The 19,033-nt window shown below is 64.6% G+C and carries 16 protein-coding genes; 11 read left to right on the top strand and 5 right to left on the bottom strand.

Translation table 11 applies throughout. The features are described 5' to 3' along the window. Positions 1 to 63: 63 nt before the first annotated feature. Positions 64 to 3,762 (top strand): multifunctional oxoglutarate decarboxylase/oxoglutarate dehydrogenase thiamine pyrophosphate-binding subunit/dihydrolipoyllysine-residue succinyltransferase subunit, encoded by a 3,699-nt coding sequence (locus tag FB466_RS01850; protein WP_211344738.1) that lies wholly within the window; start codon positions 64 to 66, stop codon positions 3,760 to 3,762. A gap of 49 nt (positions 3,763 to 3,811) precedes the next feature. On the opposite strand, the gene FB466_RS01855 is transcribed toward FB466_RS01850, so the two are convergent. Together FB466_RS01855 and FB466_RS01860 are read right to left on the bottom strand one after the other, a co-directional pair. Next, a complete protein-coding gene (locus FB466_RS01855) occupies positions 3,812 to 4,057 on the bottom strand; it encodes a zf-HC2 domain-containing protein (RefSeq protein ID WP_141915375.1) in 246 nt (81 codons plus the stop codon). Continuing rightward, positions 4,054 to 4,671: a sigma-70 family RNA polymerase sigma factor gene (locus tag FB466_RS01860; protein ID WP_141916767.1), complete on the bottom strand. Its 618-nt coding sequence runs from the start codon at positions 4,669 to 4,671 to the stop codon at positions 4,054 to 4,056. Before FB466_RS01860 ends, FB466_RS01855 begins: the two co-directional genes overlap by 4 nt. A gap of 230 nt (positions 4,672 to 4,901) precedes the next feature. On the opposite strand from FB466_RS01860, the gene aroA reads away from it, so the two are divergent. The 3 genes from aroA to bcp all read left to right on the top strand — a co-directional run bounded on the left by aroA (position 4,902) and on the right by bcp (position 7,869). Next, complete coding sequence (aroA, locus tag FB466_RS01865) at positions 4,902 to 6,266, top strand: 3-phosphoshikimate 1-carboxyvinyltransferase (RefSeq protein ID WP_141915377.1); 1,365 nt, start codon at positions 4,902 to 4,904, stop codon at positions 6,264 to 6,266. Then, complete coding sequence (gene rsgA / locus FB466_RS01870) at positions 6,263 to 7,309, top strand: ribosome small subunit-dependent GTPase A (protein WP_141915378.1); 1,047 nt, start codon at positions 6,263 to 6,265, stop codon at positions 7,307 to 7,309. Before aroA ends, rsgA begins: the two co-directional genes overlap by 4 nt. Before the next feature lie 80 nt (positions 7,310 to 7,389). Beyond that, positions 7,390 to 7,869: a thioredoxin-dependent thiol peroxidase gene (bcp, locus tag FB466_RS01875; RefSeq protein WP_141915380.1), complete on the top strand. Its 480-nt coding sequence runs from the start codon at positions 7,390 to 7,392 to the stop codon at positions 7,867 to 7,869. A gap of 122 nt (positions 7,870 to 7,991) precedes the next feature. On the opposite strand, the gene FB466_RS01880 is transcribed toward bcp, so the two are convergent. After that, positions 7,992 to 8,429 (bottom strand): hypothetical protein, encoded by a 438-nt coding sequence (locus FB466_RS01880; protein WP_141915381.1) that lies wholly within the window; start codon positions 8,427 to 8,429, stop codon positions 7,992 to 7,994. Between the two features lie 190 nt (positions 8,430 to 8,619). Here FB466_RS01880 and FB466_RS01885 point away from each other — a divergent pair, with 190 nt between their 5' ends. The 7 genes from FB466_RS01885 (at position 8,620) to mnhG (ending at position 15,582) form a co-directional block, all read left to right on the top strand. Then, the gene (locus tag FB466_RS01885; protein WP_141915383.1) at positions 8,620 to 8,868 is read left to right on the top strand and encodes a WhiB family transcriptional regulator; all 249 of its coding nucleotides are present in this window, start codon (positions 8,620 to 8,622) and stop codon (positions 8,866 to 8,868) included. 470 nt (positions 8,869 to 9,338) lie between these two features. Next, a complete protein-coding gene (locus FB466_RS01890; RefSeq protein ID WP_141915384.1) occupies positions 9,339 to 12,290 on the top strand; it encodes a Na+/H+ antiporter subunit A in 2,952 nt (983 codons plus the stop codon). Then, the gene (locus FB466_RS01895) at positions 12,287 to 12,799 is read left to right on the top strand and encodes an NADH-quinone oxidoreductase subunit K (RefSeq protein WP_141915386.1); all 513 of its coding nucleotides are present in this window, start codon (positions 12,287 to 12,289) and stop codon (positions 12,797 to 12,799) included. The genes FB466_RS01890 and FB466_RS01895 overlap by 4 nt, the downstream gene beginning before the upstream one ends. Continuing rightward, positions 12,796 to 14,355: a Na+/H+ antiporter subunit D gene (locus FB466_RS01900; protein WP_141915387.1), complete on the top strand. Its 1,560-nt coding sequence runs from the start codon at positions 12,796 to 12,798 to the stop codon at positions 14,353 to 14,355. Before FB466_RS01895 ends, FB466_RS01900 begins: the two co-directional genes overlap by 4 nt. Next, the gene (locus FB466_RS01905; protein ID WP_141915389.1) at positions 14,352 to 14,915 is read left to right on the top strand and encodes a Na+/H+ antiporter subunit E; all 564 of its coding nucleotides are present in this window, start codon (positions 14,352 to 14,354) and stop codon (positions 14,913 to 14,915) included. Before FB466_RS01900 ends, FB466_RS01905 begins: the two co-directional genes overlap by 4 nt. Further along, positions 14,912 to 15,184, top strand: coding sequence for an MrpF/PhaF family protein (locus FB466_RS01910; RefSeq protein ID WP_141915390.1), 273 nt, complete (start codon positions 14,912 to 14,914; stop codon positions 15,182 to 15,184). The genes FB466_RS01905 and FB466_RS01910 overlap by 4 nt, the downstream gene beginning before the upstream one ends. After that, positions 15,181 to 15,582, top strand: a complete 402-nt coding sequence (gene mnhG / locus FB466_RS01915; protein ID WP_141915392.1) for a monovalent cation/H(+) antiporter subunit G — start codon at positions 15,181 to 15,183, stop codon at positions 15,580 to 15,582. The genes FB466_RS01910 and mnhG overlap by 4 nt, the downstream gene beginning before the upstream one ends. Before the next feature lie 31 nt (positions 15,583 to 15,613). Here the strand turns inward: mnhG and FB466_RS01920 are convergent, their stop codons facing one another. Together FB466_RS01920 and FB466_RS01925 are read right to left on the bottom strand one after the other, a co-directional pair. Then, positions 15,614 to 17,140 carry an amino acid permease gene (locus FB466_RS01920; RefSeq protein ID WP_141915394.1) on the bottom strand — a complete coding sequence of 509 codons (1,527 nt, stop codon included), beginning with the start codon at positions 17,138 to 17,140 and terminating at the stop codon, positions 15,614 to 15,616. Between the two features lie 203 nt (positions 17,141 to 17,343). Then, entirely contained in the window at positions 17,344 to 18,810 is a 1,467-nt protein-coding gene (locus FB466_RS01925; protein WP_425460884.1) for a phytoene desaturase family protein, read from the bottom strand. Between the last annotated feature and the right edge of the window lie 223 nt (positions 18,811 to 19,033).

Here is a 19,033-nt window from a genome sequence, read left to right on the forward strand (position 1 = left end):
ATGCGAAAAGACGCACTTTCGTGCGCAACGATTTGTGAGAACACAAGAGAGTGGGCGATCGGCTTGAGCAGCCAAACAACCGGGACCGGAACCTCGGAAGGATCATCAAACGATTTTGGGGCAAACGAATGGCTCGTCGAGGAGCTGTACAAACAGTACGTCGTTGACCGTAACTCGGTCGATTCGTCCTGGTGGCCTATTCTCGACAAGTATTCCCCCGCTGATCCGCAGGGAGCGCACCGCGCCCCCGAAACCCCCGTAACAATGTCACCCGCGGCTGGCTCGACAGAGACGTCCACCCCCGCACCCGTCACGGCATCGCAGCCGGTCGCCCGCACCACCAACACCGCACCCCGCCCCCAGCCGATCCCGGCTGATGCTCCCGTCACCGGCACGATTGAGATCGTTTCCGAGGAGCCCCAAGACACCGTGACCCCGCTGCGGGGCATGTCGAAGGCGCTCGCCACCAATATGGATGCCAGCCTCACGATCCCCACCGCCACGAGCGTCCGCACGATCCCGGCCAAGCTGCTGATCGACAACCGCATCGTCATTAACAACCACATGGGCCGCTCGCGCGGAGGCAAGGTCTCGTTTACCCACCTGATCGGGTGGGCGCTCATCCAGACGCTCAGCAGCTTCCGCAGCCAGAACGTCTACTACGACGAGGTAGACGGCAAGCCCTCGGTTATCTCACCGGCGCATGTCAATCTGGGTATCGCCATCGACATCCCCAAGCCCGACGGCAGTCGCGCACTCCTGGTTCCCAGCATCAAGCGTGCTGACACACTGTCTTTTGCGGAATATCTCGCCGCCTACGAAGACCTGGTCAAACGAGCCCGCGCCAATAAGCTCGTCGCCGGCGACTTCGCCGGTACAACTGTCTCCCTCACCAACCCGGGTGGAATCGGCACCGTACACTCGGTCCCCCGCCTGATGAAGGGCCAGGGCTGCATCATCGGAGCCGGGGCGCTGGAGTATCCGGCCGAGTTCCAGGGCGCGTCGCAGAAGACGCTGAATGCCCTCGCCATCGGCAAAACCATCACGCTCACGAGCACGTACGACCACCGTGTCATCCAGGGGGCCGGTTCGGGCGAATTCCTCAAGCTCGTGCACGAACGACTGATCGGCAAGTACAACTTCTACGAGGACATCTTCGCGGCGGTACGTATCCCCTACCAGCCGATCAAGTGGGCCCCCGATATCAACGTGGATATCTCGGATGCCGTTGACAAGACGGCCCGCGTGCAGGAACTCATCAACGCCTTCCGGGTGCGCGGACATCTCATGGCGGATATCGACCCGCTCGAGTACGTGCAGCGCACACATCCCGATCTGGAGATTGAGTCGCACGGCCTGACGTTCTGGGACCTTGACCGGCCGTTCGTCACCGGCGGAATCGGCAACAAGCGGGCAATGCCCCTGCGCGATATCCTCGGCGTGCTGCGCGATTCCTACTGCCGCAGGGTGGGCGTGGAGTACATGCACATTCAGGACCCGGCCCAGCGCGTCTGGTTCCAGAACAAGGTTGAGGTGCCCTACGCCAAACCCACCCACGACGAGCAGTTGCGCATCCTCGCCAAGCTCAACGAGGCCGAGGCGTTCGAGACCTTCCTGCAAACCAAGTACGTGGGGCAGAAGCGCTTCAGTCTTGAGGGCGGCGAATCCACGATTGCGCTACTCGATGAGATCCTGCAGGGTGCGGCTGAGGACGAGCTAGACGGTGTGGCCATCGGCATGGCCCACCGCGGCCGTCTCAACGTGCTCACCAATATCGCGGGCAAGACCTACGGCCAGATCTTCCGCGAATTTGAGGGCACCCAGGCCAAGAACAAGACCGGCGGGTCGGGGGATGTCAAGTACCACCTCGGCACCGAGGGCACGTTCAAGGGCACGAAGGGCCGCGAGATTCCCGTCTACCTGGCCGCGAATCCCTCGCATCTGGAGGCCGTCAATGGTGTCCTCGAGGGTGTTGTGCGGGCCAAGCAAGACCGCAAGCCGATCGGCACCTTCTCCACCCTGCCCGTGCTCGTGCACGGCGACGCCGCGATGGCCGGTCAGGGTGTTGTGTTCGAAACAATGCAGCTCTCCCAGCTACGCGGCTACCGCACGGGCGGCACGATCCACGTGATCGTCAATAACCAGGTGGGCTTCACCACGCTTCCCCGCGACTCGCGCACCTCGGTCTATTCCTCCGACATCGCCAAGTCGATCCAGGCCCCCGTCTTCCACGTCAACGGGGACGACCCCGAGTCGGTGGTGCACGTCGCCCGCCTCGCGTACGAGTACCGCCAGGAGTTCAAGCGCGATGTCGTCATTGACCTGGTGTGCTATCGCCGTCGCGGTCACAACGAGGGTGACGATCCCTCGATGACCCAGCCGCTGATGTACAACCTGATCGAAGCCAAACGCTCCGTACGTCGTCTCTATACCGAGTCCCTCGTGGGCCGCGGTGATATCACCGAGGAAGAGTACGAGAACGCGAAGAAAGACTTCCAGGATCGCCTCGAATACGCTTTTGCGGACACGCACGCGGCCCAGACCTCGGCCATCCCGGTGGTTTCCCCCACCGATGATGTGTCCTCAGATGTCTCCGAGCACCCCGAGGTCACGGCCGTCGAACGCTCGGTTGTCGAGTTGATCGGCGACACCTTCGCGAACAAACCCGCGGGCTTCACGGTGCACTCCAAGCTGCAACAGCTCATCAACAAGCGCGTCGATATGAGCCGCAATGGCGGTATCGACTGGGGCTTTGGCGAGTTGCTCGCGCTCGGCTCCCTCCTGGTTGAGGGCACCCCGGTGCGCTTCGCCGGCCAGGATGCCCGTCGCGGCACGTTCGTGCAGCGTCACGCCGTCTTCCACGACCGCGAAAACGGCCAGGAATGGCTCCCCCTGATGAACCTCTCGGAGGATCAGGCCCGCTTCTGGATCTACGACTCACTGCTGAGCGAGTACGCCGCCCTCGCCTACGAGTACGGCTACTCGGTCGAGCGCGAGGACGCCCTCGTGCTGTGGGAGGCCCAGTTTGGCGATTTTGCCAACGGTGCCCAGACGGTGATCGACGAGTTCATCTCCTCCGCCGAGCAGAAATGGGGCCAGAACAGCTCCGTTGTCATGCTCCTGCCGCACGGCTACGAGGGCCAGGGGCCCGATCACTCGTCGGCCCGGATTGAGCGCTACCTGCAACTGTGCGCGGAGAACAACATGACAGTTGCACGGCCCTCCACCCCGGCATCCTATTTCCACCTGCTGCGTCGCCAGGCCTACGCCCGGCCGCGGCGACCCCTGGTCGTGTTCACGCCCAAGGCTATGCTGCGCCTGCGCGGGGCCACGAGCTCGGTTGAGGACTTCACGTCCGGTACGTTTGAACCCGTGATCGACGATGTCCGCATCACGGACAAGACCGCGGTTAAGCGCGTGGTGCTCGTCGCAGGTAAGACGTACTACGACCTGCTGCACGAGCTGGAGAAGAATCCCCGCAGCGATGTCGCCCTCGTGCGGGTGGAGCAGTTCTATCCGGCCCCCGTCACTCAGCTCAACACGGTGCTCTCGCAGTATCCGAACGCCGAGTTGGTCTGGATGCAGGACGAGCCCGAGAACCAGGGTGCCTGGCCGTTCATCTGCCTGGAGGTGAGCCGTTATCTGAACGGGCGCAGCCTGTCGGTGGTAGCCCGCGCGTCCTCCGCCTCACCCGCAACGGGTTCGGCTAAGCGCCACGGTGCTGAGCAGGCCGAGTTGATCGCCCAGGCGCTCACTCTCTAACCTTGCGGCGGGTGTGTGGGCGTCCCGATGCCCACACACCCGCCGCAGGCTAGGCGTGCTCCGCCTGGATCGTGCGGATGCGCGCGAGCACCTGGTCGCGCAAATCCTCGGGAGCAGCCTCCTGGCAGGCGCGCTGCACGGCCTCGCGCAGCACAAGACCCACCCGATGCTCGCCGGAACACTCGGGGCAGTTCTCGATATGCTCCCGAATATCGCTCGCGTCGTCTTTACACAACTCATTGTGGAGGTACTCCTCCAACGATTCTTTTGCTTTGTCGCAGCCACAATCAGTCATCGGCTGACTCCCTTTCCCTGTTTCTGTCCCGGTGCTGCCGCCGTGGGCACAACCGAGTGCCCCTGCTCGGCCGCGTACTCGCTCAGCAGGTCGCGCAGTAGTCGGCGGCCACGGTGCAGCCGACTCATCACGGTCCCCACGGGCGTCTTCATAATGTCGGCGATCTCCTGATACGAGAAACCCTCCACATCGGCGAGGTAGACGGCCATCCGAAAATCCTCCGAGATCGCGTTGAGGGCGTTCTTCACCACGCTCTCGGGCATCCGATCAATGGCCTCGGCCTCGGCCGACCGCGAGCCGGATGCCGTGGTCGATTGTGCATCGCCCAGCTGCCAATCCTCCAGCTCGTCGATAGCCCCCAGATACGGCTCACGCTGGCGTTTGCGGTACGAGTTAATGTAGCTATTGGTCATGATGCGGTACAGCCACGCCTTGAGGTTGGTACCGTCTCGGTACGAACCAAAGGAGGCGTAGGCCTTGGTGAACGTCTCCTGCACCAGGTCTTGGGCGTCCTGCGGATTTTTTGTCATGCGCACCGCGGCACCATAGAGCTGGTCGAGGAAGGGCAGCGCCTGTTCCTCAAATCGGTCGTGTCGCTCGGACTGCTCAGCCATGTCGAGCAAGCTTACGCTGCCCGCGGGCCAATCGGTCTCGGTGCGCTCCAGTGTCGCCGGTATCACACACACTCCTTAAACATGATGCGGGCTGACGCGCGCCGTGATGGGGGCTGCGCGACGTCGAGAATCCACGTATACCGCGGAGGGCTTTCGAACGTTTTTGCCGACAAATTGAGTGCACAATGCGTGCCTATAACACGCAGAATGCTTGCTAGGGTTAACAACCAATGTTGATTTCGAAGTATTCCCAGCCAGACTTCAACCCCTTCGGCGACGAGTTCGACGAGGAGGGCGAGCCACAGAACTGGCCAGCGCCAACTCCGACCGAGCCACTGACCGCCACGGTCCGTATCCCCGGATCCAAATCGTTAACCAACCGCGAGTTGGTACTCTCGGCACTCGCAGCGTCGCCCTCCCTGCTGCGTGCACCGCTACACTCGCGCGACAGTCAGCTCATGGTCGAAGCGCTCGGCCTGCTGGGGGCCACAATTGATGAGGTTCCGGGTAGCGGCGGATTCGGTCCTGATTGGCGGGTGACACCGGGCGAACTGCTGGGCAGCACCTCTATCGACTGCGGCCTGGCCGGCACCGTCATGCGCTTTGTCCCACCGGTTGCGGCACTCGCCCTCGGACCCACCTCATTTGATGGTGATGAGTCGGCCCGCGTGCGCCCCATGTCGGCGATCATCACGGGCCTGCGCGGCCTGGGGGTCGATATCACCGATGAGGGGCGCGGCAAGCTCCCGTTCACCATCCACGGCACGGGCTCTGTTGCGGGCGGACGGGTAAACATTGACGCCTCCCTGTCAAGCCAGTTCGTCTCGGGGCTGGCACTGGCCGCCGCGCGCTTCGACGAGGGTGCGCACATCGTACACACCGGGGAACGGCTGCCGAGCATCCCCCACATCGACATGACCGTGCGCACCCTGGAGGCCCGCGGCGTTATCGTGGAGCGACCCGCCGAGGGCGAGTGGAAGGTCCTCCCCGGCGAGATTGCCGGAGCCACACGAGATATCGAGCCCGACCTGTCCAACGCGGCCCCGTTCCTCGCGGCGGCGCTCGTCACGGGTGGCACCGTGAGCATTCCGGGTTGGCCAGAGGACACGACGCAGGTAGGCGACCAGTTACGGCAGCTGCTCCCCCACTTCGGTGCGGCGGTAACGCTCGCCGATGGGGTACTCACGGTTACCGGGACAGGAACCATCACGGGTGCGGATCTTGACCTGAGCGAGGCCGGGGAGCTGGCCCCCACGATGGTGGGTCTGGCCGCCCTCGCCACCGGGCCCAGCACGATCACGGGTATCGGTCACATCCGCCACCACGAAACTGACCGACTCGCGGCTCTCGCCACCGAAGTCAACCGCCTGGGTGGCCGGGTCACCGAACTCGCTGATGGGCTGCGCATCGAGCCGTCCGAGTTGCACGGCGGCGTCTGGCTCAGCTACCAGGATCACCGGATGGCGACAACCGGCGCGCTGATCGGCCTGGCCGTCGCGGGTATCGAGATCAACGATGTGCAGACGACGGCAAAGACCCTCCCCCAGTTCACGGAGTTGTGGACCGCGATGGTCACGGGCGCGTCTCGGTCATGAGTTGGTGGGCGGACGATACCGAGGACGACGAGCCCTACGCGGACTACGACGAATCGAGCATCCGGGTGCGGCCCAACCCCAAGGGCAACCGGCCACGCACCAAAATCCGGCCGGGACACAGCGATGCAGTACCCGGGCAGATTCTCGGCGTTGACCGCGGGCGCTTCACGGTGCTGCTGGATGCCGACACGGATGCCGAGCGCACGATCACGGCCACCCGCGCCCGCGAGTTGGGCAAGAAGGCTATGGTCACGGGAGACCGCGTGCGGCTCGTGGGCGACGTCTCCGGCCACGAGGGAACCCTCGCGCGGATTGTTTCCATTGACGAGCGACGCACCCTGCTACGGCGCAGCGCGGATGACACCGACGCGGTTGAGCGGGTCCTCGTGGCCAACGCCGACCAGATGCTGATCGTCATCGCGGCGGCCAACCCGGAGCCGCGCATCCGCCTGGTGGACCGCTACCTCGTGGCGGCGTTTGATGCCGGCATCCGCCCGCTACTGTGCGTGACCAAAACCGACCTCGCCGACCCCGGTGAGTTTCTGCACAACTTTGCCGGGCTCAGCGTCACCACATTTTTGAGCGGGGAGGGCAGCTTCCCGGTTGAGGAGATTACGGCGGAACTGCTCGGCCACGAGACCGTCTTTGTGGGTCACTCGGGGGTGGGAAAGTCCACGCTCATCAATGCCCTGGTGCCGAGCGCGGAGCGCGCGACCGGCGTCGTCAACACCGTGACCGGACGGGGGCGACACACCTCTTCCTCGACCGTGAGCCTACGACTGCGCGACGGCGAACGCTCCGGGTGGGTGGTGGATACGCCCGGTGTGCGTTCATTTGGGCTCGGCCATGTCAACCCCGACAACATTGTGCGCTCATTCACAGACCTGGCCGAGATCGCGCTCGAATGCCCGCGGGGCTGCACCCACCGGGCCGATGCCCCCGATTGCGCTATCGCGCAGGCTGTGCGGGAGGGGCGCCTGGGAGATGTGGGGGCCGCGCGCATCGACTCACTACACCGACTCCTCGAAACGTTTGCCACCTAGACGCAGAGACCATCGGAGGGCTGCCCAGCCCGATGTCCGGCGAGTGCGTATGGCGGGTCCTCCTGGTTACGATAGGAGGCATGACAGTTTCCGTTCGTCTCGCCCCCGGCGACACCGCACCCGATTTCACCCTCGACGACCAGGACGGCACCCCCGTCACACTCAGTTCGCTGCGTGGGGGAAAGGTCATCCTCTACTTTTACCCCGCAGCGAAGACGCCCGGATGCACCACCCAGGCCTGCGATTTCCGTGACAGCATGGCCTCGCTCGGTTCGTCCGGCTACCGGGTGCTGGGGATCTCCAAGGACTCCGTGGCGGTGCTGCGCTCGTTTGCCGACGAGCAGAGTCTCGCGTTCCCGCTGCTGAGTGACGCGAGCGTGGAAACCCATCACGCTTATGGGGCTTACGGCGAGAAGAACCTTTACGGCAAGGTGGTGACCGGGGTCATCCGCTCCACGTTTGTGCTGGACGAGGCAGGCGTCCTCACCCACACGCTCTATAACGTGAAGGCGACCGGGCATGTGGCGAGTCTGCGGAAGAAGCTCGGGCTCAGCGCGTAGATACGGCCACACCTTCGTTCGGTAGCTGGGTACCGGGTGGAGAGGAGTGAGGGGCCCCGACCTTGTGGTCGGGGCCCCTCACTCCTCTCCACGGTTCCGGTTTTATTCGTACAGGTGACGAACTATTCCCCGGGTACCGACCGAGCCTGATCCGCTGCACCGCGATCACGCACCGCGCGGAGCAGTAAGATCAGCGCTGTTCCGGCTGAGACCAGAAGAATCCAACCCACGACAGGCTGCGCGTAGAGGCCCTGAAAGCTACCAACCGCGATAGCGATCTGGAGAATCTGAATCGTGACGGCAGAGCCGCGCGACCACGATGTTTCACGGTAAACACCCCACGTGGTCACGGCAACCCACAGGGTTGAGAGCAGGATGAGCGCGTACAGGAAGAGCGCCTGGCCCAGCGAATCGGGGGATGCGGTGAAGAGCTCGAAGGTATACCATGCGCTGGCCGCCACGAGTGCACAGGTCTGCAGAGCGAGCAGGGCGACAAGAAGAGAAAAAGGCCGTCCGTGCAGCACTTCGTGTTGGTTATTAGAGGACAGTTGATCGGCCATATATTTACCTCAAAACTATTGATTTGCTGCTGACTCTATGGGAGTATATTGCCTGTTGAGTTTTCGCGCACGGGGTTGTGTGCGACTCTGTTACCCCCATAGATTTTCCCCCCATGGCGCGAGAAACAGTCTCTCCTCTTCGGAGTGTTTTTTCGTTGCGCCTACACATATATATACAAGGAGCACACGCATGGATTGGCGCGAACAGGCAGCCTGTCTCACGGCAGACCCGGAACTTTTCTTCCCCGTGGGGAACACCGGCCCGGCGGTAGACCAAATCGAAAAGGCTAAATCGGTCTGTGCACGCTGCACGGTCACCGAAGTGTGTCTACAGTATGCCATCGAGACCGGTCAGGACTCCGGCGTCTGGGGCGGCCTCAGCGAAGATGAGCGCCGCGCCCTCAAGCGTCGCGCCGCACGCGCCCGTCGCGCATCCTAGTTCAGCATCACAACAGCAACACTCGCCTCCTGACCACAGAGGCGGTAGTCGCTCTCCACCACTGAGAGCGCGTTGATCTCACGAAGAACCTCATCGCCCGGGGAAATCATCACTGCACCCGTGCGCGTGACTCATGACGATTCCGCAGCGTTATCGCGCTGCTACACCGTCACCCTGTTGTGCACTGCCCTGGATAACGTGATGTGCCGCGCGGCGATGTCGCCGCCCGGACGCCTCTACCAGGCATCCGTCACAAAGCTCCGTGCGGTCACGCCGCACGGAGCTTTGTCGCGCCTCGGAATCGCCGGAGGGGGTGCACCCGAGCCCCATCATCCCCTCACCTACCCGAAATACACACGGTTGTTCCACCACGCGCCCCCGGCACGTTCGGATCGGCCCGGATATCGGTATCCTTTTCGAAAGGATGCACCGGAGTGAACGCGGGATAAAAACGAGGGGGGAGGAGGCTCATGCTGCTGGTCGTCTGTGCTTTCGCCGCCCTAGCCCTGGCCACCCCTCTCCTGACTCGCTGGTGGGGGACTCGCGTTTTCTCGGTGGTGGCAATCCTGCCCGCAGCCGCCTTCGTCTACACCCTCACCCAATCCGCCACGGTCATCGCCGGCGGAGAATACACCGAGTCGGTGCCCTGGATTCCCCAGCTCGGTATCGCGCTCTCCTTCCGGGTCGATGCCCTCAGCTGGCTCCTCGCCCTCATCGTCACGGGGGTCGGGGCCCTCGTCCTCCTCTACTGCGCGAGCTATTTCTCGCCGAGCGAGCCCGCCCTCGGCCGCTTCGCCAGCATCTTGCTCCTGTTTGCGGGCATCATGTATGGGCTGGTCACCTCCGACGATGTGGTCGTCATGTTCATCTTCTGGGAGGCAACGAGCGTGCTCTCCTACCTGCTCATCGGCCACTACACCAGCCGTAAAGAGAGCAGGGGTGCGGCCATCCAGGCACTCCTGGTGACCACGTTCGGCGGGCTCGCGATGCTCGTGGGCGTGGCCATACTCGTGGTCCAGGCGGGTAGCACCTCACTCGCCGTGATCGTGGCCACGCCCCTGCACGGACCAATAATCTCCACCGCGATCATCCTTGTGATCGTGGGGGCGGGCAGCAAAAGCGCGCTCGTGCCATTCCACTTCTGGCTACCCGCCGCAATGGAGGCCCCCACCCCTGTCAGCGCCTACCTGCACGCGGCGGCCATGGTCAAGGCGGGCATCTACCTGATCGCGCGCCTCGCCCCCGGCTTTGCCGACACCCCGGGCTGGCGTGAGACCCTGATCACCGTGGGCCTCATCACAATGCTCGTGGGCGGGTGGCGCTCCCTGCGGCAGAACGACCTCAAGCTCGTGCTGGCCTATGGCACCATCAGCCAGCTGGGGTTCCTCGCCCTCATCGCAGGCTATGGCAGCCGAGATTCGGCCCTCGCCGCGGCGAGCCTACTGGTTGCACACACCCTCTACAAGGCGGCGCTCTTCCTGACTGTCGGCATCATCGAGCACCGCACAGGCACGCGCGATCTGCGCCGACTCTCGGGCCTGCGGCGCAGCCAACCCGTACTCGCAGTGATCGCACTCGTCTCGGTGGCCTCGATGGCCGGGGTGCCACCGTTCTTCGGCTTTGTTGCGAAAGAGGCCGCATTCACGGCCCTCTTCGACTCGGGCGGATCCGGGGATGCCTGGGGCTGGATCGCCCTGGTCGGCATCGTTGTCGGCTCGGTGATCACCTTCGCCTACTCGGCACGCTTCCTCTGGGGCGCGTTCGCGGTCAAGCGGGAAACCGCGGCCACACCCGTCACCCACCCGGATAACGGCGTGATCCTGATCGCCCCCGGCATCCTTGCCCTGTTCACGGTCGCGGCCGGGCTCGCCTCCCCGTGGCTCGACCACGCCCTGAGCGCCTACGCCGACACCCTCGGCACTGGCGACTACCACCTGGCGCTGTGGCACGGGATCGAACCGGCCCTCGTACTCACGGCGCTGGTGGTGATGGTGGGTGCCGTGGTGGTGTGGCAGCGCATCCGGGTCACCCGGTTCCAGGCCACCGTGCCGCCGTGGATCAACGCGAGCGGTGCCTACTGGCAGATCATTCGATACATTGACTCGTTCTCGCACGCGATCACGGTTCGGGTACAGCGTTTCGGTCTCCCCGGCTACATTGCTGCCGTCCTGGGCGTGTTCATCGCGGCCGTGGGTGCGGCCACCATCATGAACCGCACCTGGCCGAACGAGGTCACGCTGTGGGACTACCCCGCCCAGGTCTTCATTGCCGTCGCCATGATTATTGCGGCCCTCTGCGCTGCCCGAGCCACCCAGCGCATCGCGGCCGTGCTGCTCGTGGGAGTGACGGGCTACGGCATGGTGACACTATTTGCCGTGCAGGGCGCACCCGACCTCGCCCTCACCCAGGCGCTCGTCGAGACAATCACCCTCGTCGTTTTTGTCCTGGTGCTGCGCCGCCTGCCCAGCGATATGATCACCCGGCACCGACCCCGCCACCAGGTGTTCAAGGCTCTCGTGGCAACCACCGCCGGGGGCGTCCTGGGTATCGCAGGCTTTATCGCCCTGGGCGCACGCCAACACGAGAGCGTCTCCGAACGAATGCCGGAACTTGCCCTCGAGGCCCACGGTCACAACGTGGTCAATGTGATGCTCGTTGATATCCGCGCGTGGGACACGATGGGTGAAATCGCGGTGCTGGTTGTCGTGGCAACGGGCATCGCGAGTCTCATCTTTGTGAACAAGCGCACGGGCGGAGCACCCCAACTGCCCCAGGCCCGACCCACCCGACAGCTACGCAACCGCCGCGCAATTGTGCTCGAACCAGACACCCGTAGCGCCACTGTGCTCAACGGCGACAGCTCCACCCTCCTGCCCGATCCCGACGCCCCCACGCGCGGCGCTTTCCTCATCGCCGGACGCACACTCTCGGCCCGTAACCGCTCCATCCTGGTGGAGGTGCTCACCCGGTTGCTGTTTCACCCGGCCATCGTCCTCTCGCTCTACCTCCTCTTTGTGGGTCACAATATGCCCGGCGGAGGCTTTGCTGGCGGATTGGTCGCGGGCCTTGCCCTGGTTACGCGCTACCTCGCTGGCGGGCGCTACGAGCTGGGTGAAGCGTTGGGGATTGATGCCGGCCGGATCCTCGGCACGGGCATCCTCCTGGCAACGGGTACCGCACTGCTCGGGCTGTTCCTGGGCGGCGAGGTGCTGCAATCTACCTGGTTCCAGCAAGACCTTGGCTGGGTGGGCGAGATCAGCATCGGCACCACCACCCTCTTCGATATCGGCGTGTACCTGGTGGTGGTCGGCCTCATCCTCGACGTGCTACGCAGCCTCGGGGCCGAGATCGACCGACACCTGGACGAGGGCGTGCAGGCAAACGACACGCTCACCGATTCCCCCGCGGAGGCGAACCGATGAGCGCATCTCTCACCCTGCTGGTTCTGGCCAGCGTGCTTTTCGCTGTGGGCCTCTACGTGATGATGGAGCGCAACCTCACGCGCATCCTGCTCGGCTTCCTGCTCGTGGGCAACGGGGTCAACATTTTCATCTTCCTGATGAGCGGCCGACCGGGCAGCGCACCCATCACACCAGATAGTGGGGATGCGGCGGGTCTAGCCGACCCGGTGCCCCAGGTATTCATCCTCACCGCAATCGTGATTAACTTTGGCATCACGGCGTTTCTCCTCGCCCTCATCTACCGTTCGTGGTGGCTCGCGCAACTGGGCGAGGATGGTGACACGGTGCTGAGTGACCAAGATGAGGACGACGAGGACAGCGCCCAGGTGTTTGAGCAGGCCCACGACGATGACGAGGCTATCCAGGAGGCACTCGACGCCTCGGACGATGACGATGACACACCCGCAACGAGCACTCCCCCGCACCCGACAGACGCAGCCTCCGTGCCCGAGGCCGGTGACCGCCCATGACCTGGCTCGTCCCGCTCGTTGTGATTCTGCCCCTGCTCGGTGCCGCGGCCACCCTGGTGGTCAGCCGCAACCGCAGGCTACAGATACTGCTGAGCGTGGGGATGCTCACGATCGTCACACTCGTGAGCATCGCCCTGCTCGTGATCGTCGATGCGGGCGGTACCTTGGCCGTGCAGGTGGGCGGCTGGGCGGCACCGTGGGGCATCACACTCGTGGTAGACCGGCTCTCGGCCATCATGCTCGTCATCTCGGCACTCATGCTGCTGGGGGTGCTCGTGTACTCGGTGGGGCAGGGCATCGCGGATGGCGACCAGGAAACCCCCCTCTCGATCTTCCACCCCAGCTACCTGGTCCTCGCGGCCGGACTGTTCAACGTATTCATCGCCGGTGACCTCTTTAACCTGTACGTGGGTTTTGAGATGCTCCTCGCGGCCAGCTACGTGCTCCTCACGCTTGGTAGCACGGGGGTGCGCATCCGGGCTGGCACCACGTACATCATTGTGAGCCTCGTCTCCTCCGTGTTTTTCCTCGGGGCCATCGCACTCGTCTATGGCGCAACAGGAACCGTCAACCTGGCGCAGCTCTCCGAGCGGCTCGGCGAGCTGCCCGGCGACGTACAACTGCTGCTGCACGCCGCCCTGCTGATCGGATTCGCGGTCAAAGCTGCCGTGTATCCGGTGTCGTTCTGGCTACCGGATTCCTACCCCACCGCCCCCGCACCCGTCACGGCCGTGTTTGCCGGTCTCCTCACCAAGGTGGGGGTGTACGCGATCCTGCGCACCGAGACCCTGCTCTTCCCCGGCGGACAGCTCAGCCAGGTGCTGCTGTGGGTGGCGCTGCTCACGCTACTCGTGGGCATCCTGGGGGCGGTGGCGCAGGCAGACATTAAGCGGCTGCTCTCGTTTACGCTCGTGAGTCACATCGGCTACATGATTTTCGGCATCGCACTCGCGAGCCTGAGCGGGCTCACCGCGACGGTCTTCTACGTGGTGCACCACATCACGGTGCAGACCACGCTCTTTCTCGTCACCGGCCTGATCGAACGCATCGGCGGCACCACCTCCATTAACCGGCTGGCCGGGCTGCTCAAGGCCGCGCCGCTCATCTCGATCCTGTTCTTTATTCCGGCACTCAACCTGGGCGGCATCCCGCCGTTCTCGGGGTTCATCGGCAAGGTGGGACTATTCTTAGCCGGCAGCGAGCAGGGTGGATGGCTCGTCTGGGTCGTCATCGCAGCCGGTGCGGTTACCTCCCTCCTAACCCTCTACGCACTTATGCGCGTATGGAATATGGTGTTCTGGCGCGGAAAATCGGAGCTGGAGGGGTACACCTCCCCCATGCTCGAAAGTCTTCAGGAGACCGACGAGGCCACCATCGGCAAGGTGCAGAGCACCACACCGCGGCTCATGGTGGGCACCACCATCGTGATGGTGTGCCTCACCGTTTCCCTCACTTTTTGTGCCGGGCCGCTGATGGACCTGGCCGGGCGGGCCGCCGCCGACCTCCTCGACCCGTCGAGCTATCTCACGGCTGTGCTGGGCGGAGGCAACGGATGAGTACCTCCCGCACAACCGGACAACCAGCCAGCCTGCTCGGCACCCTCCTCGCGCAGGTGGGTCTCGTGGTGATCTGGATGCTGCTCTGGGACCAGATCACCTGGACCACGATCATCACGGGCTGCCTCATCAGCATTTTGCTGGGCCGGGTCTTCTACCTCCCCCCGGTGGACTTCGGCGGCCGGATCAGTTTCTGGCACCTGCTGCTCTTCTCACTACGGATGATGATCGACGTGATCCGGGCGAGCATCCACGTGGCCTGGCTCGCCGTCAACTGGCGCTACACGCCCAGCAACGCGATCATCGCAATCGACCTGCACACCCGCAGCGACCTCATCCTCACCTGGACGGTCGAGGCCGTGTCTCTCGTGCCGGGAACGATCGTGGTCGAGGCCGACCGTGAGGAACGCCGACTGTACCTGCATATTCTTGATGTTCACGACGACATCGACCTGGAAAAGGTGCGCCGCTCGGTGCGGGCCACGGAGGTGCGCCTCACGATGGCCCTCGGCTCGCGCGCGGAGGTGGCCCGGCTCCGGGCGGAACGGAGCGAGCCATGAGCCTGTTGCACCTCGCCGGTCTCATCGTGGGGATCTTCCTCGTGATCGGGGCGATCTGCGCGATTGCCCGCGTGATCATCGGGCCGACCGCCCTGGACCGCATCCTGGCCCTCGATGTCCTGCTCGCAATTGTGCTCTGCAGCCTCGGAGCCGATATGGCGATCAACCGGCACGCGGATACCCTGCCCGTTCTGGTGGTGCTCGCCTTCTTCGGCGTGACCGGCTCGATCAGCATCACCCGTTTCATCTCGCGGCGGGAGGAACCGTGAATAGTGATCTCATCCGCGACCTCCTGACGGCGCTGCTGCTGGTTATCGGGGCGGCCCTCTCGGTAGCCGCCGGCGTGGGTATCCTGCGTTTCCCCGATGTGCTCTCTCGGCTGCACGCGGGTACAAAACCGCAGATTCTGGGGCTCACCTGCATCCTGATCGCGGTGGTGTTGCAGAACTTCACCTGGTCGGCGGCCTCCTCGGTGATCGTGATTCTCGTCATCCAGTACCTCACCCAGCCCATCTCGGCGCACCTCGTGGGCCGCTCGGCGTACCGCGCCGACAACGTGCGCCGGGACCTGCTCATCGCCGACGAGTTGGCCTCGGTACGAATCGCCCAGGACGAGGATGATGACGACGACCCGGGCGACAACGCCCCGGCGCCCCCGGCCGCGTAGCCCCGCATTCGAGGCCCACCGGGTGCGACGACTAGGCCCGGGATGGCGGTTCGGCGGGCGCAGCCCGCTCCGTTTCTTTCTGTGCCCGCTGCTGCCGGCCGAGCACCGAGTTGCGCCGACTGTAGGTGAAATAGATCACAAACCCGACCGCCAACCAGACGAGAAACCGAACCCACGTGAGCGTCGTCAGGTTGAACATCAGCCACAGGCACAGCGCCGCCGAGAGGATCGGCACATACGGCGAGAACGGTACCCGAAACGCGCCCTGCTGCCGTGGCTGCTTCGTGCGCAGCACCAGGATGCCGAGACTCACGAGCACAAAAGCCGAGAGCGTGCCAATGTTGATCATCTCTTCGAGCACCCCCACATCCGTCAGCCCCGCGATGAACGCGACGATCACCCCGCAGATCACCTGGGTACGAATGGGGGTGTGCGTGTGCCGACCGGTTTTGCTGAGGAAACGCGGCAACAGGCCGTCCCGGCTCATCGCAAAAATCACCCGGGCCAGACCCAGCAACAACACCATGATGACGGTTGTCAGGCCCACGAGGATGCCCACCGAGATGATCTGCCCGGCCCAGTCGGCCCCCACCAGGCGGAAGGCCAGGTCAAGTGAGGCGTCCCCGCCGGCATCCGCCAGGTCGGTGTAGGGCACCATCCCCGTGATCACGAGCGAGACGAGCACGTAGAGTACCGTGACGATGCCCAGACCCAGGAAGATCCCCTTCGGCAGGTTCTTCTGCGGGTCCTTGACCTCTTCGGCGCTCGTGGCCACCACGTCGAAACCCACAAACGCGAAGAAAACGAGTGAAGCTGCGGCGAGCATCCCGAAGATACCGTAGTGGCTGGGGGCCGCACCGCTCAGGAACGAGAAGAGCGATTGCTCCCACACGGCCGCGGCGTTACCCGTGACCTCCTGGGCGTCCGGGATAAACGGCGTGTAGTTGGCCGGGTTCACGTAGAAGAACCCGACAACCACCACGAAGAGCACAATCGCCACCTTGATGATCGTAAACACGTTCGAGACACGCGCCGAGAGCTTGGTACCGGCCACGAGCAGGGCGGTGAAGATCGCCACGATCACAAACGCACCCCAGCTCACCTCGAGACCCAGCACGCTGATGGTGCTCGGGATATCCCAGTTCCAGTACTCAAACACGTTACTCAGGTAGATGCCCCAGTATTTGGCGATTACGGCCGCGGCGGTGAGGATTTCGAGGATCAGGTCCCAGCCGATAATCCAGGCGAGCACTTCGCCCAGGGTGGCGTAGGTGAAGGTGTAGGCGGAACCCGCAACCGGAACGCTTGAGGCGAACTCGGCATAACACATGATGGCGAGAAAGCAGGTGGCGGCGGCCAGGACGAACGAGAGGATGACCGAGGGCCCCGCAAACGAGCCGGCCGCTTTCGCCCCCACCGAGAAGATACCGGCCCCCACCGCAACTGCGACCCCCATGATGGCGAGGTCCCAGGGGCCGAGGGTGCGTTTCAGCGTGCGGCCCTCCTCAAACGTGTCCGCGATGGACGCTTCGATGCTTTTTGTGCGAAAAAGACTCATGCTGCGGGGATCCTTCAGTGGAGAGCTGGCCGCGATTCGCCGCGGGTTACACCCTGCGGCACGCAGCACTTCGGACAGGCAACCTTTGCACACGCTGGCTGCCGCACAACGCTGTAACCGGTTACAATATCCCTTTTGTTGCCAGTTTGTTGCACTTATCACAGAAATTACGGTGATTAACCGTTGGCATCCCGTGCCGCGAGTCAGCCGCGCACACCCAGGTACGGCAGCGAATGGATGCCGAAGACCCGGCTCAGCGCCGTGCGGGCGGCGTAATAGCCGCCCAGTCCGTGCACGGCGGGGCCGGGTGGGGTGGAGGCCGAGCCCAGGAAGACGCGCGGCAGCGGGGTGGCCCAGGGCACCGGCGAGAGAACGGGCCGCCGCAGCATCTGCGTGAGGCTCACCTCACCACCCATAAAGTCGCCACCCGCGTAGTTGAGGTTGTGCGCGGCCAGGTCCCGCCCGGTACGCACCGAGGTGGCGAGAATCACCTCACGAAAGCCCGGCGCGAACCGCTCAATCTGTTCGATGATCCGCCCGGACACGTCAAGGGCGGACCCGTTGGGCACGTGGGTGTAGGCCCAGAGGGTGTGTTTTCCGGCGGGCGCACGGCTCGGGTCGTAGGCGGTGGGCTGGGTCACGAGCACGTAGGGGTGTTCGGGATGTCGGCCCGCCGCCGCCTCCCCCTCCGCCCGGGCGATCTGCTCCCGCGTGCCGCCCAGATGCACGGTGGCGGTACGGTGCAGCTCCGGGTCGGACCATGGCACGGGTCCGCTGAGCGCAAAGTCCACCTTGCACGCCGCGACTCCCCGACGGTACCGGGCGAGCGTCCGCCGGTAGCGCAGCGGCAGCTGACCGCCGGCCAGGTCGCGGAACTGCTCGGGTGAGACGTCCAGGATGACAGCGTCGGCATCCGCGAGTTCGTCGAGGTGACGCACGCGGCGACCCGTCTCGATTGTGACACCGTGGGCCACCGCATCCTCGGCCAGCGCGCGGGCGATTGAGGCGGAGCCACCCACGGCGACGGGCCAGCCCCCCGTGTGGCCCGTGACGGCGAGTGCGAGGCCACCACCGGCCGTCATGAGCGAGGGCTGCGGGCCGGGGATGTGCGCGGTCACCCCGGCGAGCAGCGCGGCCGGGGCCGGGCCGACGAGGCGACGGGTGCGCAGCGGGGTGCCCTGTTCGAGGGTGGCCAGGCCAAAGAGCGCGGCGGCGGCCGGGTCGCGGGGCAGTTGAAGTAGCTGGTCGAGGGTGGCCCGGGCGATACCCTCCGCCCGGGCCACGAGGGGACCGAGCAGGTTCTGCCACGCGCGGCCGTCGCCCGCGCGGTGGGCGTCGAGTCGGTGGGCGGTCTGCTCCAGGCTGCGCAGGGCGAGGGCTGCGGGGGCACCGTCGAGGGGGTGGGCGTAGGACACCTCTGGCACCACCAGGTCGATGCGGCGGCCAAGTTCAAACGCCCGAAAAAACGGGGAGGCGAGGGCCAACGGATGCACAGCGGAGCACTCGTCGTGCAGAAACCCGGGCAGGGTCAACTCGCTCGTGCGCAGCCCGCCACCGAGAGTATCCGCCGCCTCGATCAGGTGCACGCCCAGCCCGGCACGAGCCAGGAGTACCGCGGCGGCCAGACCGTTGGGCCCGGCACCCACCACAATCGCGTCGGTCACGGCCATGCTCCTCTCCGCCACACCCGCGGGGTCGGCACCCCTCTACGGTACCCCGTGGGGTTGTAAACGTACCTTCGTCCTTCTAGTCGTGTGTAGCTGGTAGGGATTACGACTCCGTTTGAGCCTCCGACAAAGTCGCCGGGTGTGGGTGCTAGTGGTGTTGGTATTTCATTCCCGAGTCTTGCGGTCGAGGTAGGCCCATCAACTTTGCTGAGGGCACCACCGGCGA

This window comes from Klugiella xanthotipulae, from assembly GCF_006716695.1.
In the GTDB taxonomy this organism is placed as follows: Bacteria; Actinomycetota; Actinomycetes; order Actinomycetales; family Microbacteriaceae; genus Klugiella; species Klugiella xanthotipulae.